Genomic DNA, 23,108 nt, shown 5'->3' on the forward strand with positions numbered 1-23,108 from the left:
TCGGGCAATCCGGGTGCGCTGCCGCCCGTTTGTGGCGCCTGGCTCAGCCAGCCGGGACGTACAGCTCCACGAACTCCGGTGTCGCCTCCAGCCGGAGCTTCAGGATCGGCACCGCCTTGTTCACCGGGTCGCCGCGGTCGTCGAAGGAGATCATGCCGCTCGCTCCCGGCACGGCGGACTGTCCGTGCAGCCGGTTCTTCGCCTGCAGCACGTCCTGCGCGGTGAGCTGCTCCGGCGACACTCCCGGGATGTGCCGCACGGCCCAGATCACCGTCAGCACCGCGTCGTGCGCCAGGATCGCGACGCCGTCGTCCAGGCGTTCCCGGGGGAAGACCGCGGTGAAGCAGCCATCGCACGCCGGCTCTTCGAAGCTCGCGACGGCCCCTTTGTTGAACGACCCGGGATGGTCGCGCCAGGCCTGCGGGTGCGCGAGACCGGGCGCGAGCACGGTGACGTTCGACTGGAGGCCGCGGCGCACCTCCGGGCTGGGCGGGCCGACCTGCGCGAGGTCGCCGGTCAGCACGGTCAGGTGCTTGTCGACGCAGGGCCGCTGGGCGAGCTGCGCGACGAACGACTGCAGATGATCCTCGCGACCGGCGAAGTACACCACGTCCGGGTTGTCGCCGCAGATGTCGGGCATCATCTGCAGGAACGTGCTCACCATCGAGGGCAGGCTGGAGTCGTAAGGCTCGGTGCGCCCGGCGATCCGGTGCGTGGCGTCGACGAAGGTCTTGGTGAACGCCGTGGCCAGGGTCTTCGGGTACAGGTCGCCGGGGTTCTGGTCCTGCACGACGGTCGCGGTGTGCGCGGTCGGCTTCATGTAGCCCGCCATCGAGCTGCCGTAGGTCGAGCTGGTCGGGGACACCCGCAGGAACCCGGGGATCTGCGAGAACTCGTCGGCGGCCAGATGCGAGGCGACGACCGGAATGCGGTGATCGGACAGCTTCTGGATGGCGCTGTGCGCGGTGTCGAGGCTGAGCCCGATCCCGGTGACGCCCACGATCCGGTCGGCTCCGGTCCGGCCGATCAGGTCGTCGACCACCGGCTCCCACTGTTTGAGCTGGCTGCCGGGGTTGGCGAGCAGCAGCCGGATCAGCGGCACGTCGCCCCACGACTGCGTTTTGTTGGCCCGGTGCTGCGCGATGTACGCCCCTTCGAGCTGATGGCGCACCCATTCGTGGGAGAGAATGTCGTGGTCGGTGAGCGTCATCGGCAGGAGCACCGCGACGGTCACGTACGGCTTCCCGGAGCTGACGGTTTCAGTATTTTCCTGATGAATTCTGTTTTCCACATCCGCGAGGTCGGGAGAGAACACGAATTCGCCGTCAGTCGTGCCGACACATTCGGAATTCTCACCGCGCTTCTCGACGCCGGTACCACACGTGCGGTTCGCCTCGCTGATCGCCGGGACGACGACGAACGCGGCGACGACGATGACCACGACCAGCAGCACCGCACCGCCGCCCCACAGCCACTTCGCCCAGGACGGCCGCGGCGGTTTGATCCGTTGCGTCATCGGTAGCGCTCCGCTCGCTCGTGCAGCAGCATTGATCCTCGTCCCCGCCCTTGGGCCAGATGGTGGAATCCGCTCTCGATAGTGGCGTTGAGGGTGCCGCCCGGGTCACCGAGCGGATCGCGCGCCAGCCACAGCGAAACGACCAGCCACGCCACGGTGGTCTCCAGGTCGCCTTCCCATTCGCCGACGCGCTGCTGCACCTGGGTGTAGGGATCCGAGTTCTCCACCAGGCGGTTGGGCGCGGCGGTGATCGTGTCCAGTTCGGCCAGCCACGCTTCCGCGGTCGGCACGTCGAACTCGGCGTGCGGCGCGCTGAGCGGCTTGCACAGATGCGTCACCACCGCGTCGACGTTCTCCAGCGCCAGGTCGTGGTAGCGGGCGGCGGCGACCCGGCCGTTCTTCTCGTAGAAATCGCGGCAGCGGGTGTGCACCTTCTCCCAGCTCAACGGGTGATCGTCGGCGCGCGTCGCCAGTTTCCGCAGCAGCAACCGGCGCAGCCACGGGTGCAGGACGTAGCGCGACGGGTCGTCCGGATCCGCGCGCAGCCACAGCTGATCGGCGAGCTGCTTGAACAGCGGTCCCTCGCCCATCGGATTGCGCAGATCGAGAATTTCCTTGTGGAACAGCATCTCCACGTCGACCGCGGCGCTCGCGGTGACGAGTTCCTGGCGGCTCGCGGTGGAAAAGTCCTGCAGCAGGTAGTCGCACATCTGCGCGAGCAAAGTGGACTCGCTGCCGTCGTCCAGGACTACCTTGGTGTACAAGGCTTCCCGCAACGTGTTCGGATTGGCCGGTTCGTACCGCGCGGCGAGCGTCTGCAGCACCTCCCGCACCGCGCCGGGGTGTCCGTCGGTGAGCCGGGACAGGAACCGCGGCAGCCGCGACGTCGGGTGCACGTCGTGCGCGGCGGCGACATCGACGACGTCGCCGCTGGAAAGCGTGCCGAGTTCCAACAGGTACCACGGGGACCAGCGGTTGTCCGGCTGGCCGGGGATCCAGTCGGTTTCCACGTGCGCGGGCAGCCGCGGCACCGGCCAGTCGAGCCCGCTGGTCCGGTGCTCCGGGTTCCGGCGGACCTCCCGGTCGCTGCCCGGATGCGCGGTGACCATCGACCAGCTTTCGCCCCAGTCCGGGTTCCACGTCCGGCTCGTCGCGATCACCACCAGCGGATCGGCCTCGTCCGGCGTGTGCCTGCGTGCCTCGGCGAGCGCGCGCAGGAAGTCCTGCCCGCCCTTGGTGTGCGCGTTGTCCAGCAATACCAGGCAGTTCATCGTCCGGCGGGTGCCGGAGATGCCGGAGTAGGCGCGGCGCAGGTCGGCGAGGAAGGCGTCGCAGATGATCGCGTCGACCGCGGCCCGGTCCTCGTCGTCGCCGTGTGCGTGCTTGGCGATTTCGATCAGGAAGTCCTGGTGATTGCCGTGCCCGGTCGGCATGGCTTTGACCTTGCCCATCAGCCGCCGCCGGTCGTACCAGCTGAGCCCGCGCAGCAGCAGTTCGGTCGCCTCGTTCCAGCCGGGAAGGCTGTTGCCCGACGTGACGCCGCCGACGAGCTTGACGACGTCCACGATCGCGTCGCGATTGCGTTCCAGCGGCTGGTTTTTCGCGATCAGATCCCGGAGTTTGCGCAGCGCGGCCCGCCGGTCGCCGAGTTCCACCGGCGCGCTGAGCACCAGCATGCACAGCCACAACCGGGGAAACGCGATCCGGCCGAATTGCCGCCATTGCCTGCCGAGATCAAAAGCCAAGTGGCCCAGCAGTTCCCTCGGCTGAATCTGCTCCCAGTCGCGCCGCTCGAAATCGACGAGCGCGTGCGGGATGTCCTCGCACCGGGTGCGCAATTCCTCCAGCAGCGCCGACTTCCCCGCGCCGCGCACGCCGAGCGCGATCGCGATCGGCAGCGGTCTGCTCTGTCCTCCCGGACGGGACAGCAGTTCCTCGACCAGCCTCCCCGTGATCGAACGTACTCCGGACAATCGATGCGCATCGACGGGCATCGTCCCCCTTTGGCCGGGCGGCCCCGCTCCCTGCCGCCGCAAACGTCGCGGAATAACTATAATGAGCCGCGGGTACCCGCGCAGAAGTTAGCGCAGATCTGTGCCCGTTCGGCATAGATCATTTTCCTCGGTGCGCGTTGTTCTCGCTGGTCAGGTATCGGAGGAAATGGAATATTACGATTCACCTCGCGTGAATTGAGCTCAGCCGCGCACGAGCAGCGCGGTCGCGACCGCCGCGACGCCCTCGCCGCGGCCGGTGAGCCCGAGCCCGTCCGACGTCGTCCCGGAAACGCTCACGGGTCCGCCGACGGCGTCGCTCAGCACCCGCTGCGCCTCGTCGCGCCGTTTCCCGATCCTCGGGTGGTTGCCGATGACCTGCACGGTCGCGTTGGCTACCTGCCAGCCTGCGGCCCGCAGCAGCGCACGCACCTCGACGAGCATGTCGGTGCCGTGCGCGCCGTCCATGCGCGGGTCGCCGGTCCCGAAGACCGCGCCGAGATCGCCGAGGCCCGCGGCGGACAGCAGGGCGTCGCACAGCGCGTGTGCCGCGACGTCGCCGTCCGAGTGGCCCGCACAGCCGTCGACCCCCGGCCACTGCAGACCGGCCAGCCAGCATTCGCGACCCGGTTCGACCGGATGGACGTCGACGCCATTGCCTACCCGCAGATCGGTCACAGGGGATCCTCTCGGTCCCCGCCGGCGACGAGCGCTTCGGCGAGGGTGAGTTCGAAGGCGCTCGCGACGCGCATCGCGTCCGGATCGCCGGGGACGGTGGCCGCGCCCGCGGTGTCGGCGAGGCCGGGGTCAGCGGAATCGGCGAGTGCGGAACGGAAAGCGGAAAGGGAAAAACCAACCGGGGTTTGCGCACTGCGAAGACCGTCGCGATCCACCGTGGCGGTGACAATTCCGGATTCGTCGGTGGTTTTCACCGTGTCGGACATCGGCAGCACCGGCACCGCGACGGGCGCGCCGTCGCGGACCGCGGTCAGCACCTGGCGAACCGTCCGTTGTGGAGTGAACGCCCGCAGCGCGTCGTGCACCAGCACGACGGCGTCCGGGGAAAGAAGCGGCTCGACGGCGGTGAAGACCTGCCGGAGCGAGGAGCCGGGAACGACCCGGCATTCGAGGTCGCGCAATGCCTCGGAGAACGACTTCGCACACCGCTCGGGGGCTGCGGCGACCACCAGATCGATCTCCGGTGTGCCGAGCAGCCCCCGCACGGTGTGCGTGAGTAGTGCTGCACCGCCGACCGCCGCGAGCGCGAGCTCAGGATCGGCCGGACGGTGCGCGACAGTCACGAACGCGACGCTGTGCACCTGGGGGTTCATCAGGTCGTGATCGTAGGGAACCGGTTGCCGCGGCGGCGAACCGGAGCACCCGGGGTCAGACCGTCGCGGTCTCTAGCACCTCGTCAAGGAGCGTTTCCGCCTTGCCCTCGTCGGTGCCCTCCGCGAGCGCGAGCTCGCTGACCAGGATTTGCCGTGCTTTCGCCAGCATGCGTTTCTCGCCGGCTGAAAGTCCGCGGTCCTTTTCTCGCCGCCAGAGGTCGCGCACCACTTCGGCCACCTTGTTCACATCGCCGGAGGCGAGTTTCTCCAGGTTGGCCTTGTACCGACGAGACCAGTTCGTGGGCTCTTCGGTGTGCGGAGCACGCAGAACATCGAAGACCTTGTCCAGTCCTTCTTGCCCGACGACATCGCGTACGCCGACGATCTCGGCGTTGTCGGCGGGCACGCGAACCGTAAGATCCCCTTGCGCGACTTTGAGGACGAGGTACTTCTTTTCCTCGCCCTTGATCACGCGGGTCTCGATGGCTTCGATGAGTGCGGCACCGTGGTGCGGGTAGACGACGGTCTCTCCGACCTTGAAAACCATGTGTCCTCTGCCCCTTTCGCTGACTCCATCCTATCACGGCTGTTCGGCGGCCACCTAGCGGCCCGGGATCGTCGTCGCAGGTCAGCGGCTTGGGCGGGGCTTGACAAACCGGTTTTCGCCGTGCTCATGCAGGTGAGCCGACAGCGCCTCGACCGGTACTGCGGAATCCTTTGTGGACGGTCGATCGGCCGGGAACGCACACCGGTTCCGGGCGGACGGAACCGCCCGGCTAGTCTTCGGGAAGGACGAGGCCGTGAAAGGGAAGGACTCTGACGTGAGGCTGCAGAATCGCCGCGTGCTCGGCGCAGGCGTGTCGGCGCTCGGCGCCGCACTCGTGCTCGCCGGTTGCGGAGCCGGTCAGATCACTCAGACCGACACCCAGCAGCCCGCCGTCAACGGCACCTACGCCCAGGTGAAGACGATTGTGCTGCGCGACGCCGCGGTGCAGTACCCGGCGCAGGGCCCCGGCTACGCGGCCGGTTCGTCCGCCCCGCTCACGCTCACCGTGATCAACCAGGGCCAGAAGGACGACAAGCTCGTCTCGGTGACCTCCGAGGGCGCTTCCGGTCCCGCGCAGATCTCCGGGGACTCGGCCATCGTCGCCGGGCACTCGCTCGTGATCGGCCCGGCCGACGCGGTCGAGCAGGGCGCCCCGCCGCAGGCGGAGTCGGCGAACAGCACGCCCGCCTCCGAGACGGACCAAGCGCCCAGCTCCGCCCCGGCCAGCTCGGCGAACTCGGCCCCCGGCTCGGCGTCGAACGCGCCGCAGGCGGGCGAGAACGGCGGCGCGGCGAGCCAGCTCGGCACCGGCAAGGTCGTGCTGCCGGGCCTCAAGCAGCCGCTGTGGCCGGGCGCGACGATCAAGGTCACCTTCACCTTCCAGAACGCCGGCCCGATCGTGGTCGAGCTGCCGGTCGCCGCGCCCGCGCACGCGGGCTCCTGACCGCGTCGCCGCGATTTCTGTCGGTGTCCGCCGATAGCCTCGCGGGGTGGTGAAGAAGACCAGCACCGTCCACCGGTGCGCGGAATGCGGGTACGAAACGGCGAAGTGGGTCGGTCGCTGCCCGGAATGCCAGGCGTGGGGCACGCTTGAGGAGCGCGGCTCCGCGAAGCCGGCGATCGCGCGGGTGGCCGCCGGAGCGCCGAGCGCGCCCGCCCGGCCGATCGCCGAGGTCGACGTCGAGGCTGCCAGGGCGAAGGCCACCGGCGTGCCGGAGCTGGACCGGGTGCTCGGCGGCGGGCTTGTGCCCGGCGCGGTCGCGCTGCTGGCCGGTGAACCCGGGGTCGGCAAATCCACGCTGCTGCTCGAAGTCGCCTATCAATGGGCGGTCACGGCAGGGCGTTCGCTGTACGTCACCGGCGAGGAATCGGCGGGACAGGTCCGGCTGCGCGCCGAGCGCACCGGGAACGTGCACGGCGAGATGTTCCTCGCGGCGGAGAGCGATCTGTCCGCGATCCTCGGGCACGTCGACGCGGTGAAGCCGGGCGTGCTGATCGTCGATTCGGTCCAGACCATGGCATCGCCGCAGGTCGAAGGTTCGCCGGGCGGGGTGACACAGGTTCGCGCGGTCACCGCCGGGCTCGTCGCGCTCGCCAAGGAACGCGGGCTGCCGGTCCTGCTCGTGGGACATGTCACGAAGGACGGTTCGGTCGCCGGTCCGCGCGTGCTGGAGCACCTGGTGGACGTGGTGCTGCAGTTCGAGGGCGATAAACATTCCACGCTGCGGATGGTGCGCGGCATCAAGAACCGGTTCGGCGCGGCGGACGAGATCGGCTGTTTCGAGCTCACCGAGGAAGGCATCGTCGGCGTGCCCGACCCGTCCGGCCTGTTCCTGAGCCGGACGGCGGAGCCGGTGCCGGGCACCGCGGTCACGGTCACGGTCGAAGGGAAACGGCCGCTGCTGGGCGAGGTGCAGGCGCTGGTGTCGAGCAGCGGCATGCCGCAGCCACGGCGCGCGGTGAGCGGCCTCGATTCGGCGCGGGTCGCCATGGTGCTCGCCGTGATGGAGAAACGCGGCCGGATGAAGCTGGGCGACAAGGACGTCTACGTCGCGACGGTCGGCGGCATGAAGATCACCGAGCCCGCCATCGACCTGGCGCTGGTGCTCGCGCTGACCTCGTCGCTGCACGACGTGGCCCTGTCGCCGCGGCTGGTCGCGGTGGGCGAGGTCGGGCTGGCGGGCGAGATCCGGCGGGTGCCGAACGTCGGGCGGCGGCTGGCCGAGGCGGCGCGGCTTGGCTTCACGCACGCGTTGGTGCCGCCGGATTCCGGCAAGCTCCCGGACGGCATCCGGGTGCTGGAGGTGCCCGACGTGGCGAGCGCGCTCAACGCGGCGAACCACGCGAAATGATCAGTTCCCCGCTTGGTGGCTGAGCTCGTAGGTGTACTGGGCCGAGCCGACTGTGGTGCCGGGAGAGAAGCCCGTGGCGGGGTTCTTGACGATGACCCGGACGCTTTTCACCTGAAGCACCCGCTGGTCGACGGTGACGAGCGTCTCGTACGTGCCATCGGAGACGGCGTACACCTTGGTGTCACGGTCGGCCGCTCTCAGGTGGAATCCGATCACCGGGTTGTCCAGCACCTCCGTCAAGGCGATCCGCAGCTGAGTGGGCGCCAGCCCGGAGGTGAGGACGCTCAAGACCATTCCGGTCACGGACGGATAGGTGATGCTGGTGGCGGTCCGTTTCCCCTGGCCGTAGTACTTCAGCTGCGGTACCGGTCCGTACTCGCCGGAGGGCGGCTGCGGGAGATCGCGGTCCTTGAGAAGGCGCGAGGTCAGCAGCGCCGGATCGGTCGGCAGGCTCTTGAGGAAGCCCGGGGTGGGGTGGAACCAGCCCGGCTGCGCTCCGCCGGCCGAGCCTCCAGGATGCGGGAAGTCGTCGGTGAAAGCCCCGCCCGGCCCGTAGTCCTCGCCGTTCGCCGCTCCGGGAAGCAGGCTGACGTCCGCGGCCGGTCCGGTGAACAGCTTCGGCGGCTCGGACCGGCTCCAGCGGCGGATCCAGGTCCCGGACGGATCGGTGGGGATCCAGAAGTCCACTTGTTCCCGGACGATGAACGCACTGCGCTCGTTCACCCACGCGATCCCGCTGTAGTTGTTCACGACGTGGGTGAACAGCATGCCGATCGCCGGCTGGGTCGAGGGAGCCGGGGCCGTTTCCGGGGTGCTCGCCGGGCCCGCGGGTGCCAGCGTCGACGGTGCGCTGGCGAGTTCCCTTGCCACGACCACGCCGCCGGTCAGCAGTGCGACCGCCGCGGCCACCGCGAGCCACCGCCACGCGCCAGAGCGTTTTTTCCGTTGCGGGAACTCAGGTTCGTCTGACTCGCGCACTGCCGCGGCGGCCCGCATCATGCTCGCGCGGGCCCGGTCGAGTTCGGTGCGGTCGGTGGCCGTCTCGTGCGGGTGCAGCGCGGCGAGGGCCCCGTCGAGTTCGGCATCGGACCACAGCTGCCGCACGGTGTCGTCGTTCACTGGTCCTTCGCCTCCTCGCGGGTCGATGCGCCTGCGTTGGTGCGCAGCCATCGGCGGATCCGGTGCAGTCTCGAACGCACGGTGCCCGGCGGGATGCCGAGCGCCTCGGCGACTTCGACCGGTTCCAACCCGGCCCACGAGACCAGCAGCAACGTGTCGCGGTCGGGGACGCTCAGCTTCGCGAGCGCGCCTGCCAGCTGTGCCGCGCGGGCCTGTGCGTCCACCTGTTCGGCGACCCGGGTGTCGTGCCCGCCGTAGCCGCGGTCGGCTGAATTCGCGAGCCGCGCGGTGGCTCGCAGCGCCCGGGTCTCGCTGCGGACGTGGTGGCGCAGCAGGTTCGTCGCGATCCCGTACAGCCACGAGCGCGCGGTGCCCAGTTCCGGTTGGTAGGACTCCCGGCGGCGCAGCGCGACGAGGAACGTCTCGGCGACGAGATCGTGCGCGGTATCCGGGCCGACGCGGCGCGCGAGGTAGCGGTGCATGGTCGCCGCGTGCGCGTCGAACAGCCGCCCGAAGGCCGGGGCGGGATCGGGTCCGCCCAGCTCGGGGCGGTCCTGCGGGCCGATCGACACCGGCTCGGGACCGTCATGGGTCACCTGCATACCCACTGTTGCCCGCAGCGCGGGCGAGCGTTCACGGCCTCACCAGATGGGATGGTCGCTGAACTTCTCCAGCGTGCTCACCGACGGCCGCACGAACCAGAGCCCGGCGCTGTAGCCGATCAGGCCGATGGCGAAGTTCGCGAAGGTCGCGAGCAGTTCGGTCAAGCCGAGCTTGCCGTGGTTGCCCCAGAGATCCACCAGCGCGGACACTCCGAGCGCGATCAGGCAGCTGACCGACAGCACGGTGAAACAGGCGGTCAGCGCCGCGCGCGTGCCGCGGGCCCTGGCGATCACCAGGTAATCGCCTTGCAGGCAGCGGCGGGCGGACAGCACCATCGCCGCAGTGGCGAGCACGGACAGCATCGGCAGCAGGAGCGCAGTGAGACCGAGCAGGCCGCGCGGCAGGCTGTGCCCGTGCAGCGGACGGTTCACCAGCGCGGTGATCCCGAAAACGAGCAGCGTGCCGATCGCCAGCGAAACCCCGATGACCACGGAAGCGACGCGCACCCGGGCGGCGAACAACGGCGGCAGCGGGGCGTACCCCGCGGACTGCTGCCCGTAGTACTGCTTCACCGCATCACCTCCGCGTCGGCAACCCGAACGAACGTGCAAATGCTCGTGAAGGCCACCTTAACGGAATGCGATTCCGGCAAGGTGGCCTTCACGGCACTTGTCACCGAGGCGTGCTAACGGGCTTGCCTGATCAAGCCTTCTCGGCGAGGAGATTCGCGCACCGGATGAGACCGATGTGCGAGTACGCCTGCGGGTGGTTGCCGAGCGAGCGCTCCGCGACCGGGTCGAACTGCTCCGGCAGCAGCCCGGTCGGGCCCGCCGCGTCGACGATCTGCGCGAACAGTTCCTCGGCCTCGTTGCGCCGCCCGGTGCACAGGTACGCCTCGATCAGCCAGGCCGCGCAGATGTGGAAGCCGCCCTCGCCGCCGGGAAGGCCGTCGTCGCGCCGGTAGCGGTACACCGTGGAACCGCTGCGCAGTTCGGCTTCGATCGCCGTCACGGTCTTCTGGAACCGCTCGTCCGCCGGGTCGATGAGGCCGGTCAGGCCCACGAACAGCGACGCCGCGTCGAGGTCGGTGCCGTCGTAGGCGGTGGTGAACGCCTGCACCTCTTCGTTCCAGCCGTGTTCGAGCACGTCGGCCTTGATCCGGTCGCGCAGCTGGGGCCAGGCGCCAGGGACGTCGCGGCCGTACTCGTCGCCGAGCCGCACCGCGCGGTCGATGGTCACCCAGCACATCACCCGCGAGTACACCCGGTGCCGCGGCACGTGCCGCTCTTCCCAGATGCCGTGGTCCGGCTCGTTCCAGCGCCGCGTGACGGCCTCGGCCATCGCGCGCACCATCTGCCAGTCCTCGTCGCGCAGTTCGCCGCGGACCTGCGCCAGCGTGGCGACCAGTTCCACGACCGGGCCGAACACGTCGAGCTGCACCTGGTGGTTGGCGAGGTTGCCGACGCGCACTGGCCGCGAACCGGCGTACCCGGGCAGCGATTCGATGACCGCCTCCGCGCCGATGACGCTTCCGGCCAGCGTGTACAGCGGGTGCAGCCGCTCCGGACCGGCCAGCGTGGCGAGTACGCCGTGCAGCCACTTGAGGTAGCCCTCGGCCTCCTCGTGCGAACCGAGGTGCACCAGTTCGCGCACGGTCATCGCGGCGTCGCGGATCCAGCAGTAGCGGTAGTCCCAGTTGCGGACCCCGCCGATCTCCTCCGGCAGCGACGACGTCGCGGCGGCCAGCACGCCGCCGGTGTCGGTGTTGACCAGCCCGCGCAGGGTCAGTGCGGAACGGCGCACCAGTTCGGTCTGCACGGCAGGCAGCTTGAGCTTCGCCGCCCAGTCGCTCCAGTACCGGCCCGCCCGGTCCCGGCGGTCCACTTCGGACAGTTCATGGACGGAGAGATCCGTCGTGCCGCACCGCAATTCGAGCACCACCGGCTGCTCCGGCGTCGGCTGGACGAGCGCGGTCGCGGTGTCCTGCAGCCCGTCGGAGGTGATCGACCATTCGACGCCGGGCGAGCGCAGCACGAACGGCTCCGACGTGCCCAGCACGCGCAGGCCCTCGGCCTCGGCGACCAGTTTCACCGGTACGCCGCCGAATTCCGGCCGCGGCGCGAACACGACCTGCGCCACCGCTTCACCGGAGATCACGCGCACGAGGTCGGTGCGGTGCCCGGGGCTTTCCGGTTCGAGATAGTCCGTGACGAGCAGCCGCGACCAGCGCGTTTCGACCGTCATCGTGTTCGGCAGGTACCGCTGGCCGAGCGGGAGCCCGTTGCGGTGCGGTTTGATCGAGAAATGCCCGGCCCCGGGCCCGCCGAGCAGGTCGGCGAACACCGCGGGGGCGTCTGGACCGGGGTGGCACAGCCAGGTCAGCTTCGCGTCCGGCGTCACCAGCGCGACCGAGCGCTCGTTGGCCAGCAGCGACAGCCGCTCGATCGGCGGAGCGGACTCGCCGTAGAGCCAGTTGCGCCGCTCTTCCAGGAGGAACGCGAGCACCATCGCGACGTCGACGGTGTCGGGCACGTGGTATTCGGCGAGCGATTCGCTGTCGCCGACCTTGATGCCGAGGTCCGGACCGGCCAGCCGGGCGAACGCCTTCTCGTCGGTGACGTCGTCGCCGAGGAACACCGCCGCGGTGGCCCCGACCTGGTGACGCAGGGTGTCCAGCGCGTTGCCCTTGTCGGTCTTCACGACCGCCAGCTCGACGACTTCCTTGCCGTCGGTGGTCGTGACGCCTTCCCACTCCGCCGGGCCCTCGTGCACGTCCGCGAGGACGCGCCGGCCCGCGTTGTGCTCGGCGCGGCGCACGTGCACCGCGATGCTCGCCGGCTTGACCTCCAGCGACACCCCGGGCACGTCGAGCACCAGCTGTTCCAGCTCGTGTTCGAGCCGCCGGTGCAGCGCCTTCGCGTCCTCGTCGAGGGCGTGGATGAAGCCGATGTCGAACTCGGATCCGTGGCTGCCGACCAGGTTCACCTCGGCAGGCAGCCGCGACAGCGTCGCGAGGTCGCGCAGGGCCCGGCCGGAAATCACGGCGGTGGTCGTTTCGTGCAGGCCGGCGAGAGATCTCAACGCGCCCACCGACTCGGGCAGCGGCCGCGCCTCGTCCGGGTTCGCGGTGATGGGGGCCAACGTGCCGTCGTAGTCGCAGGCGACCAGCAGGCGCGGGGTACGGGCGATCTGCACGATCGCGCGCCGTAGCTCCGCGGGCAACGCCTCGGCGGTCAACACTCCTCCTCAGGAGGTCCAGCGCGGTACGGGGGAGGGGGTCAGTCGGCCGGTTCGGCACCCAGCGCCTGGAGGAACGAGCGCGCCCACCGGTCGACGTCGTGGGTGAGGACCTGGCGACGCATGGCGCGCATCCTGCGTCGGCCCTCGGCGGGGTCGAGCGTAATGGCAGCCTCCAACGCGTTCTTCACCCCGTCCAGATCGTGCGGGTTGACGAGGAAAGCGCTGGTCAGTTCCGCCGCCGCGCCGGCGAACTCGCTGAGCACCAGCGCACCGCCGAGGTCGGGGCGGCACGCGACGTACTCCTTGCAGACGAGATTCATCCCGTCGCGCAGCGGCGTCACCACCATGACGTCGGCCGCGGAGAAGAAGGCGGCGAGCTCGGTGCGGTTCACGGATTGGTGCAAATAGTGCACGACCGGGTGGCCGACGCGGGCGAACTCGCCGTTGATCCGGCCGACCATCTGCTCGATCTCGCCGCGCATCCGCTGGTAGTGCTCGACGCGTTCTCGGCTTGGCGTGGCCAGCTGTACGAAGGTGACGTCGCCGGGTTCGAGGCGGCCCTCGTGCAGCAACTCGTGCAGAGCCTGCAGCCGCAGGTCGATGCCCTTGGTGTAGTCGAGCCGGTCGACGCCGAGCAGCACCGCTTTCGGGTTGCCGAGGTCGCGGCGGATCTGCTTGGCGCGCTCGGCGACGCCCTTGCTGCGGGCGAGCGTGTCGAGACCGGCCGCGTCGATCGAGATCGGGAACGCGCCGACGCGCACGGTGCGGTCGCCGACCTGCACCATGCCCGGCCGGGACCGGACGCCGACCGCGCCGCGGGTGGGTTCGAGGCCGACCAGCTGCCGGGCCAGCCACAGGAAGTTCTGCGCGCCGCCGGGCCGGTGGAAGCCGATCAGGTCCGCGCCGATCAGGCCGCGCACGATCTCCGCGCGCCACGGGAGCTGCATGAACAGCTCGACCGGCGGGAACGGAATGTGCAGGAAGAAGCCGATGCGCAGGTCGGGCCGCAGCTCGCGGAGCATCCGGGGCACCAGCTGCAGCTGGTAGTCCTGGATCCACACGGTCGCCCCGTGCGCGGCGACGGTGGCGCTGGCCTCGGCGAAGCGGCGGTTGACCTTCACGTAGCTGTCCCACCACGACCGGTCGAAGACCGGCCGGGCGACGACGTCGTGATACAGCGGCCAGAGCGTGGCGTTGGAGAAGCCCTCGTAGTAGTCGCTCACCTCGGCCGAGGTGAGCGTCACCGGGTGCAGGACGAGCCCGTCGTCGTCGAACTCGTCCACGTCGACATCCGGCACGCCCGGCCAGCCGACCCACGCGCCCTTGCGGGACCTGAGGAACGGTTCGAGTGCCGAGACCAGTCCGCCGGGACTGGCGGTCCAGCGTTGTTCCCCGCCCGCGGTCCGTTCGAGGTCGACGGGCAGCCGGTTGGCCACCACGACGAAATCCGCGGACGGTGCGCTGTTCTCCTCGGCGATCGCGTCAGTCACTCCAGCTGCTCCCTCGTCATCGGCGGGTCGCGGCCCCAAGAGAAACCCTAGCGCGCGCGGAGTGACCGGCCGGTGACCAACTGGTTACTCCAAACGCCGTTCGGTCGGTTCCATCGGCCCGGCGAGCCGGGGCCCGGAGAGCTTCCGCTCCAGCCTGCCGAGCCCGGTGCGGACCGGCTGGGCGAGGTATTCGCCCAGTACAACGCCCGCCGCGAGGGCCAGCCCGATGGCGACCGCGGTCATCAGGGTCGAGATGTTCCCGCCTGGCGAAACCGCTAATTGGTATAGACCACGATAGGTGGAGAGACCGGGGAGCAGCGGAGTGATCCCGGACACGGCGACCACGAGCGGAGTAACTTTCAGCCGCCGGGCCATCACGCCGCCGCAGAACCCGACGAGCGTCGCCGCGATCGCCGAAGCGCTCACCGCATCGAGCGTCGCGACGAGCAACGCGCCGTACACGAGCGCACCGATCCCGCCTGCCGCGGCGGCGACGAGCATCGCGCGCAGCTTCGAGTACGAGGCGAGCGCGAAGCAGGCGGCCGCCCCGGCCCCGCCGACGACGATGATCGGCAGGTGCTGCGCGGTCGACGCGGGAACATCCGGCAATGGGGTGCGCGGCAGTTCGAGCATCACCGCGAGTCGCAGCGCGAGCACGACGCCCGCGATCAGCCCGGCACTCATCAACGCGGTTTCCATGGTGCGGCCGGACGCGGTGACGTAGTACCCGGTGATCCCGTCCTGCACCGCGGAAACCGTGGACAGCCCCGACAGCAGCACGGTGACCGCCGCGGCGACCACCAGCGTCGGCCGGTCGGTGGTCAGGATGTTGCTGCTGACTATGACCATCGCCGACAGCGTCGCGAACAGCCCGCCGACCACCTGCTGGAAGAAGAACGGCAGGTTGACCTTGTTGAGCAGCCTGCCGATCCGGTCGACCGCGGCGGAGATGACCATCGCGACGAGCGCGATGTCGAGGCCACCGCCGAGCAGCAGCGTGATGAACCCGGCCAGCCCGCCCCAGGCGGCGGTCGCGGTCCAGCGCGCGTACGGGTGCGGCGCGGAGGTGATCCGGTTCAGCTCGGTGACCGCTTCTTCGGCCCCGGTGTGCCCGCGGACGATCCGGCGCACGAGCGCCTCGGTCTCGGTCAGCCGGGTGTAGTCGAGACTGCGCGAACGGACCACTCGCAACGCGGTCACCGGCGCGAGGTCAGTGCCGCGGTGACAGGTGACGGTGATCGACGTGAAAATGACGTCGACCTCGCAGTGCGGCAGCCCGAGCGCGGAGGTGAGCGCGAGAATCGTCGCGGTGACGTCGGAAGCCCCGGCACCGCTGGACATCTGTACTTCGCCGATCCGCAGAGTGAGATCCAGGACGAAGTTGACGGTCGCGTCGTCCGGCGGCTTGGGCCCGATCGCCTCCTCGGACTCGACCGCGGGCTGTTCCGCCGTCGGAGCCTCAAGAATGTGCCAAGCGCGACGGCGCAGCATGTTCGGCCGATGGCGCTGATTCGACCGCGGGTGCGGAGGTTCGAGAACCGGCCACCGTCTGCGCGCTGCCCCCTGGCCGGCACGCTCGTTGATCTTCATGATCGATCCCCACCTCCTCGTTCGTTCCCGGGGACCATCGGCCGTACCGCCCCAGCTGTTGCAGTGGTGTCCGACACACCCGTTCATGATCGTGCCGCATGGCGTCGGATCGCGCCGGTTTTTGGTGCTGACCTGGGGGTTAGGGCGGGTTGTCCGGGTGCGCTGGGAGCGGCCCGATATACTTTCGGCGCGCCCGTCGCCGGGTGCGTGCCGGTATAGCTCAGTTGGTAGAGCATCTGTCTTGTAAACAGAAGGTCAGGGGTTCGAACCCCCTTGCCGGCTCCGTGCGGTGGTTGCCCTTCGGCCGAGCGGTGGTCGCCAGGCTGGCATTCCTCCGGCCAGTCAGGCCGGATCGGCCGCGGAGAGGGCCGTTTCCAGCAGGCCCAGCAACCTCGCCAACGCGGCGCGTTCCGCGGGGCCCATGATGCGGAGAAATTCCTCGTCCCCGGCGAACGGTCCGCGGGACACCCGGTCGACGAGGTCCTGGCCGGCTTCGGTCAGGCGAAGGTGGACGACCCGGCGGTCCAGGCCGTCTCGTTCGCGGGTCACCAAACCGGCCTCCTCCAGCTGGTCCGCGCGCAGGGTGACGCTGCTGGGGCTGAGCGGTACCGATTCCGCGATCTCGCCAACGGCGCGGCGGTGCGGAGGGCCCGCTCGCCACAACTCGGTCAGCACGTCGAAGGCCGCCAGTGTGATGCCTTGTTCTTCGACAGTCCGGCTCACTGCGGCCCGGTACAGGGCGGAACACCGGTGCAGCCGGCGGAAAACGGCGAAGGCGGACACGTCCGGCCCGGAGGGTTCGGTGTGCCACGCGTCCGGTGCGGAGTCGGCTGCCGGGGTGTGCGCGCGGTCCAGTGCCGAGGACAGCGCTTCGGCGAAGTACGGGGCGAACGCTTCGCTCGGCACCGACCTCGCCGGTTCGTGCGCGAACAGATACCGCTCCATGACCACTCCGAACAGCACGCTGCGCACGAGCGCGATCCGCTCCGGGGCATCCGGAGTCTCGGCGAGCAACTCGACGAGTGGTGCGGTGACCTGTTCGTCGAGGATGGCGCGCAGTTGCTCAGCGCTCGCTTCGTGGGCGACGGCGGAGCGGATCAACGCTGCCCATGGGTGTTCGGCCGGGGTGCGGTCCCAGCGCTCCAGATATGCACTGGCCAGCGTGTGCGACAGGTGCACCGGGCCGTCCGCGGCTGCCGCGGCGATGTCGACGCCGACGGTGATGCCCGTGCTGGCCCCGATGATCTCTCGGAACAACCCGTCCTTGGAGCCGAAGTACGCCATCACCGAGCCTGCGGTCACACCTGCTTCGGCGGCGATTTCCCGGATTGAGGTCGCCTCGTAGCCGTGCGCGGCGAACAGCCGGCTCGCGGCGGCCAGCACGGCGCGCCGGTTGCGTTCCGGAGCCTGGGTGCGGCTGCGGCGGCCCGCGGGCGGTGTGTCCTCGGCGCTCATGCCCGCCATCCTAACGAGCTGAGTTTGAACGATCGTTCATCTTTGGCGAGAGTGCCGGGACTCAGTATAAGCCCAGCTTGGTGGCCTGTATGGGAAGCTGTACGGGATTGGTTGCGGCTAGTTGATCACGATCTGCCTCCGGTAGTCCTTGCGATCATAAAGCTTTGATGTAACTATCTCAGGGCTAAACTAATTCGACGAAGAGAGCACAGGGATGAAACCGAGCCCCTTCGACTACGCCGCCCCCGCCACCGTCGCCGAGGCCGTCGCGCTGCTGGGCGACGCGGAGCACGAGGCCAAGGTGCTCGCCGGCGGCCAATCGCTCGTGCCCATGTTGTCGATGCGGCTGGCCCGGCCCGACGTGCTGGTGGACATCACCCGGATCCCTGGCCTCGGTCGCTGCGTATCCGGCGACGCGGGGGAATTGCGGATCGGTGCCGCGGTCCGGCAGGCGGCGGTCGCGGCCGACCCGGCGGTGCGCGCCGGGTGGCCGTTGCTCGCCGCCGCGATCGACCGCATCGGGCATCCGCAGATCCGCCATCGCGGCACCGTGTGCGGCAGCCTGGCCCACCACGATCCCGCCGCGGAGCTTCCGGCCGCGGCCGTTGCGCTGGACGCGCGGTTCGTGCTCGCCGGCCCGTCCGGAACCCGCACGGTGCCCGCTGCCGAGTTCTTCGTGGCCACCTTTCAGACCGCGCTGGCCGAGGACGAACTGCTCACCGAAGTCGTTTTCCCCGCTCAGCCAGCTGGCCGGGGCTGGGCGTTCGACGAGCTGGCGCGCCGGCACGGCGACTTCGCGACCGTTGGCGTCTGCGTCCTGCTCGACCGTATTGGCGACGCCGCCGCTGCGGCGCGCGTGGTGTTTTGCGGTGCCGGTCCGGTCCCTGTTCGGTTGCCAGCGGCCGAAGCTGCTTTGACTGGCGCGACGCTCGACGCCGACACCTTGGCCGAGGCCGCCCGTGTCGTCCGTGCGGAGCTTGAACCGCCGGGCGACGTGCACGCGAGCGCCGAGTATCGCCGCGAGGCCGCCGCGCACTTGCTGACCCGCACCGTGACCGCCGCCTGAGAGCGAAGCCGATGAACACCCCAGTGACCCCGCCGCTGCCCGAACCGTCCGCCTGGCACGCCGTCGGCCTGACCGTGAACGGCGAAAGCGTTGCTGCCCAGGTGGAATCCCGGCTCCTGCTCTCCGATTTCCTCCGCGGCCGACTGGGCCTGACCGGCACGCACGCCGGGTGCGAGCACGGTGTCTGCGGATCGTGCACCGTGCTCGTCGACGGAGCGCCGGTGCGTTCGTGCTTGACGTTCGCCGTGCAGTGCGAAGGCGCGGAAATCCGGACAGTGGAAAGCCTCGCGCCGGGAGACGCGCCGCTCTCGGCCGTCCAGCGGGCTTACCACGAATGCCACGGAATGCAGTGCGGCTACTGCACTCCTGGGCTTCTCATGACTACGACCGCGCTCGCGTCGGGCGAATGCAGGCCCACGGAGGCCGAGGTCGCCGACGCGCTCAGCGGACATCTGTGCCGATGCACCGGATACCGCAACATCCGGCGCGCCGTCGAGCGGTCGCTCGACGCACAGTTCGGAGAGGAGCCCGCGCGATGACGGGAAAACCCGGCTGGATCGGCCGTCCGGTTCCGCGGGTCGAGGACGACCGGCTGCTGCGCGGGCACGGCAGGTACGTCGACGACCTCGACCTGCCGCACGCGTTGGAAGCGGCCTTCCTCCGCAGCCCCGAGGCCCACGCACGCCTGGTTTCCGTCGATGCCTCGGCGGCGTTGGCGGCACCCGGCGTGGCCGCGGTCTGGACCGGCGAGGATCTGGCGGAACTCGCTCCCTTGCTCAACCGTGAAGAACTGCGCATCCCGCCGGGGCTGGCCGAGACAGTCGATCCGACGGTGCGGATAACGCCGGCTCCGTTGCTCGCCCGCGAAAAAGTCGCCTACGTGGGCCAGCCGATCGCCGTTGTCTTCGCCGAGAACCGGTACCTGGCCGAGGACGCGCTCGAGTTGATCGACGTGCGGTACGCCTCGCTGCCGGTCGTGGTCGATCCCGACGAGGCGCGAGAGCCGGGTGCGCCGTTGGTCCACGAGGACCTTCCGGACAACACGGCGATCGCCGTGGCGACCCGCGTCGGCGAACCGGACGCCGCCTTTCGCGACGCCTGCCAGGTGATCAGCGAGGAATTCCGCGCGCACCGGTACGTCGCCTCTCCGATCGAGACTCGTGCCGTCGCCGCGCGCGTGGATCCGTTTCACGGTGAGCTGACGGTTTGGTCGGGAACCCAGACGCCGCACCGGCTCCGGGACTCGATCGCGCGCACCCTCGGACTCGGCACCGAAGCCGTGCGGGTGCTCGCCGTCGATGTCGGCGGCGGGTTCGGGCAGAAGGGGATCCTGTACGTCGAGGAGCTGATCGTGCCGCACGCGGCGCGGTGCCTCGGCCGGCCAGTGCGCTGGCGCGAGGACCGCGCCGAGAATCTCACCGCGTCGTCGCACGCTCGCGAGCAGATCCATCGCATCGAGCTGGCGGCCGGCCCGGACGGGCGGCTCCTCGGACTACGTGACCGGATCACCGTCAACCTCGGCGCGTACAACATGGCGGGCCTGGTGGTTCCGTACAACTCGCTGTGTCACCTGATCGGACCGTATCGCGTGCCGAACGTCGAGATCGAGGTGACCGGGGTGCTCACGAACACCACGTTCACGACTCCGTACCGCGGAGCGGGCCGTCCGGAAGCGGTGTTCGCGATGGAACGGGCGATGGACCGGCTCGCTGCCGCGCTCGGCATCGAACCCGAAGAGCTGCGCGCGCGGAATCTGGTGCAGCCCGGCGAAATGCCCTACCGGACCGGACTGGTCGACCGCTCCGGGCAGCCGCAGGTCTACGACTCAGGGGACTTTCCGGAACTGCTCCGGCGCGCGGTGGCCCGGATCGATCCGCCCGCGGTCCGGGCCCGGCAGAAGGCGGGCCCGGCGGAGGGCAAACGCGTCGGCGTCGGGTTCGCGCTCTATATCGAGGCCACCGGTCTCGGCCCGTTCGAGACCGCGCGGATCGACGTCGCGCCGAGCGGCCGGGTCAAGCTGGCGATCGGCACTCCCTCGCAAGGACAGGGCCATCGCACGAGCATGGCGCAGATCGCCGCGGACGCGATCGGGGTGTCGCCGCAGGTGATCGACGTTGTCGGCGGCGACACGTCAGCGACGCCCTTCGGGGTCGGCACCATCGCCAGCCGTGCGCTGGTGAACGCGGGCAACGCCACCCATCGCGCCGGGCTGCTCGTGCGGGAGAAGGTGCTCGCCGCCGCGGCCCGCAGGCTCGAAGCAGCCCCGGCCGATCTTGAGCTGACCGACGGGGTAATCACCATTCGAGGGAACGCGGCCGGACCGTCGCTGACGCTCGCGGAACTGGCCGCGGGCGCCCCGATGTCCGACGACGGCCCTGGTGCCGAACTGTCCGAGACGGTGCACTTCCGCCCGCCGGGATTCGCAGTGTCCAGCGGGGCGCAGGCGGCGGTCGTCGAGGTGGACGAGCACACCGGCGAGGTGGCGATCCAGAAGTACGTCGTCGTGCACGACGCGGGGGTCATCGTCAATCCGCTGATCGCCGAGGGCCAGGTGACCGGCGGGATCGCGCAGGGCATCGCGGGTGCGCTCTACGAGGAGATGATCTACGGGCCGGACGGCCAGCCGCGTACCGCCACATACATGGACTACCTCCTGCCGACCTCGTCGGAGATCCCCGACCTCGACCTCGACGAGCTGCACACCCCGAGCCCGATGAACGATCTCGGCGTCAAGGGCCTCGGCGAGGGCGGCGCGATAGCGCCCCAAGCGGTACTCGCGAACGCGCTCGAAGACGCCCTGCGCCCGTATGGCGTGGTGGTCCGCCGCGGCCCCCTCTCGCCGAGCCGGGTGCGGGACCTCCTGCGAGCCGGCTGAATCCGCACTCCCAACGGAAGGAAAGCGATGCGTCTCGACCACTCGTTCACCGTCCCCGCCGAACCGGACGAAGCGTGGCGGCTGTTCCTCGATCTCGACCGGATGGTGCCGTGCCTGCCCGGGGCGGTACTCGACCGATCGGAGGGAGACTCGTTCGCCGGACGGGTCAAGGTCAAGGTCGGCGCGGTGCAGATGAGCTACCAGGGCGCGGGCACGGTGAATCGCGACGAGACCACCCGGACGGTGACCCTCGACCTGGAGGGCCGCGAAAGCCGGGGCAGCGGCACCGCCTCCGCGACAGTCATCGCGGTGCTGGCCGCCGATCCGGCCGGGACCTTGGTGCGCGTGCGGACCGAACTCGACCTCACCGGCCGTCCCGCGCAGTTCGGCCGGGGCATCCTCACCGAGGTGAGCGATCGGATCGTCCGGCAGTTCACCGCCCGGCTCGCGGATGCGCTGGAAGCGCCGGAAGCGCCGGTTCGGTACCCGCTGGCCCCGGCCGAGCCGGAAGCCGTGGACCTCGGAGCGGCGGCGTTGCCGGTCCTGCTGAAGAAGGCTGCCGTGCCTGCGGCGGCGATCGTGGCAGTGGCGGTTCTGGTCCGGCTGTTGCGTCGCCGGTAGTTGCCCGCGCGCGTGACTCGCCGATCCCAGGCATCTTGCCTGAGCGGTCCGGCTGTCAGAAGCCGTCGCAGGAGGCGGTCGCGAAGTTGCCCGACGCCTTCGCCGTCTTGGTTTCCTTGCCGTCCACGACGACCTTGCAGGTCACCTCTCCGCCTTCGGTGCCGGTGGTCACCGCCAGGCTGCCGCCCTTGAACAGGCCCTTCGTGGACAGGTCTTTCGACCACGGGAGGGACTTCGGCTTCTCCTGGTTGGTGGACGTGCTGCCGTCGCCGAAGGTGGTGTAGGTGATCGAGGCGTCCTTCGCGGTGCCGGTGACCTCGTAGTGGACCGTCACGGAGCGGTTTGCTTCGGTGTTGACGTCGTTGGCGGCTTTGGTGAACGCCGTGGCCCACACGATGGCGATCACCAGGCCGATCACCGACAGCACGAGACCGGCGATCGAGAGGCCCTTGTTCGTGGCCTTTCCAGACCTTGCCCGGGCGAAGCCGAGCGCGGAGAAGATGATCCCGAGGATCACCAGCGGCCACGCGACGACCCCGATGATCGGGATGAACGAGAAAATCAGGCCGACCAGTCCGAGCACGAACCCGGCAGTGCCCAGGCCGTTCTTCGGCGGGGCGGGCGGGGCCGGGTGCGGCGCGGGCGGAGGATAGTCAGGGGCGGACATCGCGAGCCTTTCGTGATCGAACTTGCACAAACAGGTCGCATTGATCGTCACGAGTGTTACGCCGTGTTTGTAATCAGTTCGGGTGCGGTTTCACGTGCACTCGTTCGCCCTGGAGCCCGAAGAGGATCAGCAGTTCGACCGCGCCGCCGTCGGCTGAGCCGAGCCAGTGCGGTTCCGTCGTGTCGAACTCCGCTGCTTCGCCGGGCGGGACGGTCAGGTCCTTCGTGCCGACGATCAGGCGGAGGCGGCCATTGAGGACGTACAGCCATTCGTACCCGCTGTGTGTTTTCAAAGCGGGTTCGGCGGAGCGGCCGGGGATGAGCATTTTGTACGCGTGCACGCCGCCCGGTCGCCGGGTCAGCGGGACGTAGGTCATCCCGTGCTGGTGGATCGGGCGCAGGTGGACGCGCGGGTCGCCGGCGCGGGGTGCGCCCACCAGGTCGTCGATCGGCACGTCGTAGGCGCGCGAAAGCGGCAGCAGCAGTTCCAGGTTCGCCCGGCGCTGGCCGTTTTCCAGGCGGGACAGGGTGCTTTCCGAGATGCCGGTCTCGGCTGACAGGTCGGCCAGGGTGATGCCGCGCCGGTTGCGCAGGGTTCGCAACCGGGGGCCGACCGCGTCCAGGACTTCGTCGATCTCGCGCATGGT

20 protein-coding genes and 1 tRNA gene are annotated in these 23,108 nt (G+C 69.7%); 7 read left to right on the forward strand and 14 right to left on the reverse strand.

The genetic code is table 11. The features are described 5' to 3' along the window. Positions 1 to 43: 43 nt before the first annotated feature. From BM362_RS07955 to BM362_RS07975, 5 genes are all read right to left on the reverse strand, one after another. Positions 44 to 1,516, reverse strand: a complete 1,473-nt coding sequence (locus BM362_RS07955) for a type 1 periplasmic-binding domain-containing protein (protein ID WP_093572584.1) — start codon at positions 1,514 to 1,516, stop codon at positions 44 to 46. After that, positions 1,513 to 3,510, reverse strand: coding sequence for a hypothetical protein (locus BM362_RS07960; RefSeq protein WP_067576796.1), 1,998 nt, complete (start codon positions 3,508 to 3,510; stop codon positions 1,513 to 1,515). The genes BM362_RS07955 and BM362_RS07960 overlap by 4 nt, the downstream gene beginning before the upstream one ends. A 201-nt stretch (positions 3,511 to 3,711) precedes the next feature. Next, the gene (gene ispF / locus BM362_RS07965; protein WP_093572782.1) at positions 3,712 to 4,176 is read right to left on the reverse strand and encodes a 2-C-methyl-D-erythritol 2,4-cyclodiphosphate synthase; all 465 of its coding nucleotides are present in this window, start codon (positions 4,174 to 4,176) and stop codon (positions 3,712 to 3,714) included. A 5-nt stretch (positions 4,177 to 4,181) separates the two neighbouring features. Further along, positions 4,182 to 4,826 (reverse strand): IspD/TarI family cytidylyltransferase, encoded by a 645-nt coding sequence (locus BM362_RS07970; protein ID WP_067578019.1) that lies wholly within the window; start codon positions 4,824 to 4,826, stop codon positions 4,182 to 4,184. A gap of 67 nt (positions 4,827 to 4,893) precedes the next feature. Next, on the reverse strand, positions 4,894 to 5,385 hold the full coding sequence (locus BM362_RS07975; protein ID WP_009084200.1) for a CarD family transcriptional regulator: 492 nt from the start codon (positions 5,383 to 5,385) through the stop codon (positions 4,894 to 4,896). Between the two features lie 274 nt (positions 5,386 to 5,659). On the opposite strand from BM362_RS07975, the gene BM362_RS07980 reads away from it, so the two are divergent. Continuing rightward, positions 5,660 to 6,328 carry a copper chaperone PCu(A)C gene (locus BM362_RS07980; protein WP_093572783.1) on the forward strand — a complete coding sequence of 223 codons (669 nt, stop codon included), beginning with the start codon at positions 5,660 to 5,662 and terminating at the stop codon, positions 6,326 to 6,328. 46 nt (positions 6,329 to 6,374) lie between these two features. Continuing rightward, entirely contained in the window at positions 6,375 to 7,736 is a 1,362-nt protein-coding gene (gene radA / locus BM362_RS07985) for a DNA repair protein RadA (protein WP_067576795.1), read from the forward strand. Here the strand turns inward: radA and BM362_RS07990 are convergent, their stop codons facing one another. From BM362_RS07990 to BM362_RS08015, 6 genes are all read right to left on the reverse strand, one after another. Further along, positions 7,737 to 8,855 carry a hypothetical protein gene (locus BM362_RS07990; RefSeq protein WP_093572586.1) on the reverse strand — a complete coding sequence of 373 codons (1,119 nt, stop codon included), beginning with the start codon at positions 8,853 to 8,855 and terminating at the stop codon, positions 7,737 to 7,739. Further along, positions 8,852 to 9,457, reverse strand: a complete 606-nt coding sequence (locus BM362_RS07995; protein ID WP_067576789.1) for an RNA polymerase sigma factor — start codon at positions 9,455 to 9,457, stop codon at positions 8,852 to 8,854. The genes BM362_RS07990 and BM362_RS07995 overlap by 4 nt, the downstream gene beginning before the upstream one ends. Positions 9,458 to 9,496: 39 nt before the next feature. Then, positions 9,497 to 10,030: a hypothetical protein gene (locus BM362_RS08000; RefSeq protein ID WP_093572587.1), complete on the reverse strand. Its 534-nt coding sequence runs from the start codon at positions 10,028 to 10,030 to the stop codon at positions 9,497 to 9,499. Positions 10,031 to 10,160: 130 nt separating this feature from the next. Beyond that, positions 10,161 to 12,695 (reverse strand): trehalose-phosphatase, encoded by a 2,535-nt coding sequence (otsB, locus tag BM362_RS08005; RefSeq protein ID WP_161269807.1) that lies wholly within the window; start codon positions 12,693 to 12,695, stop codon positions 10,161 to 10,163. Positions 12,696 to 12,736: 41 nt separating this feature from the next. After that, a complete protein-coding gene (locus BM362_RS08010) occupies positions 12,737 to 14,188 on the reverse strand; it encodes an alpha,alpha-trehalose-phosphate synthase (UDP-forming) (RefSeq protein ID WP_067576785.1) in 1,452 nt (483 codons plus the stop codon). A gap of 84 nt (positions 14,189 to 14,272) precedes the next feature. Next, positions 14,273 to 15,778, reverse strand: a complete 1,506-nt coding sequence (locus BM362_RS08015; protein ID WP_067576783.1) for a threonine/serine exporter family protein — start codon at positions 15,776 to 15,778, stop codon at positions 14,273 to 14,275. Between the two features lie 209 nt (positions 15,779 to 15,987). On the opposite strand from BM362_RS08015, the gene BM362_RS08020 reads away from it, so the two are divergent. Then, a tRNA-Thr gene (locus BM362_RS08020) sits at positions 15,988 to 16,060 on the forward strand. A gap of 60 nt (positions 16,061 to 16,120) precedes the next feature. On the opposite strand, the gene BM362_RS08025 is transcribed toward BM362_RS08020, so the two are convergent. Continuing rightward, positions 16,121 to 17,233 (reverse strand): TetR/AcrR family transcriptional regulator, encoded by a 1,113-nt coding sequence (locus tag BM362_RS08025; RefSeq protein ID WP_167545223.1) that lies wholly within the window; start codon positions 17,231 to 17,233, stop codon positions 16,121 to 16,123. A gap of 214 nt (positions 17,234 to 17,447) precedes the next feature. Between BM362_RS08025 and BM362_RS08030 the strand changes: the two genes are divergently transcribed. From BM362_RS08030 to BM362_RS08045, 4 genes are read left to right on the forward strand one after another with little or no spacing between them, the layout of a single operon-like run. Next, positions 17,448 to 18,299, forward strand: coding sequence for an FAD binding domain-containing protein (locus BM362_RS08030; protein ID WP_093572590.1), 852 nt, complete (start codon positions 17,448 to 17,450; stop codon positions 18,297 to 18,299). An 11-nt stretch (positions 18,300 to 18,310) separates the two neighbouring features. Continuing rightward, on the forward strand, positions 18,311 to 18,838 hold the full coding sequence (locus BM362_RS08035) for a (2Fe-2S)-binding protein (RefSeq protein WP_067576778.1): 528 nt from the start codon (positions 18,311 to 18,313) through the stop codon (positions 18,836 to 18,838). After that, a complete protein-coding gene (locus BM362_RS08040) occupies positions 18,835 to 21,174 on the forward strand; it encodes a xanthine dehydrogenase family protein molybdopterin-binding subunit (protein WP_093572591.1) in 2,340 nt (779 codons plus the stop codon). The genes BM362_RS08035 and BM362_RS08040 overlap by 4 nt, the downstream gene beginning before the upstream one ends. A gap of 27 nt (positions 21,175 to 21,201) precedes the next feature. Then, positions 21,202 to 21,795, forward strand: coding sequence for an SRPBCC family protein (locus tag BM362_RS08045; RefSeq protein ID WP_067576764.1), 594 nt, complete (start codon positions 21,202 to 21,204; stop codon positions 21,793 to 21,795). Positions 21,796 to 21,850: 55 nt separating this feature from the next. On the opposite strand, the gene BM362_RS08050 is transcribed toward BM362_RS08045, so the two are convergent. Both BM362_RS08050 and BM362_RS08055 read right to left on the reverse strand, forming a co-directional pair. Further along, positions 21,851 to 22,462, reverse strand: coding sequence for a DUF4190 domain-containing protein (locus BM362_RS08050; protein ID WP_093572784.1), 612 nt, complete (start codon positions 22,460 to 22,462; stop codon positions 21,851 to 21,853). A 73-nt stretch (positions 22,463 to 22,535) separates the two neighbouring features. Then, entirely contained in the window at positions 22,536 to 23,105 is a 570-nt protein-coding gene (locus BM362_RS08055) for a helix-turn-helix domain-containing protein (protein ID WP_093572592.1), read from the reverse strand. Between the last annotated feature and the right edge of the window lie 3 nt (positions 23,106 to 23,108).

The organism is Amycolatopsis rubida (genome assembly GCF_900115345.1).
Lineage (GTDB): Bacteria > Actinomycetota > Actinomycetes > Mycobacteriales > Pseudonocardiaceae > Amycolatopsis > Amycolatopsis rubida.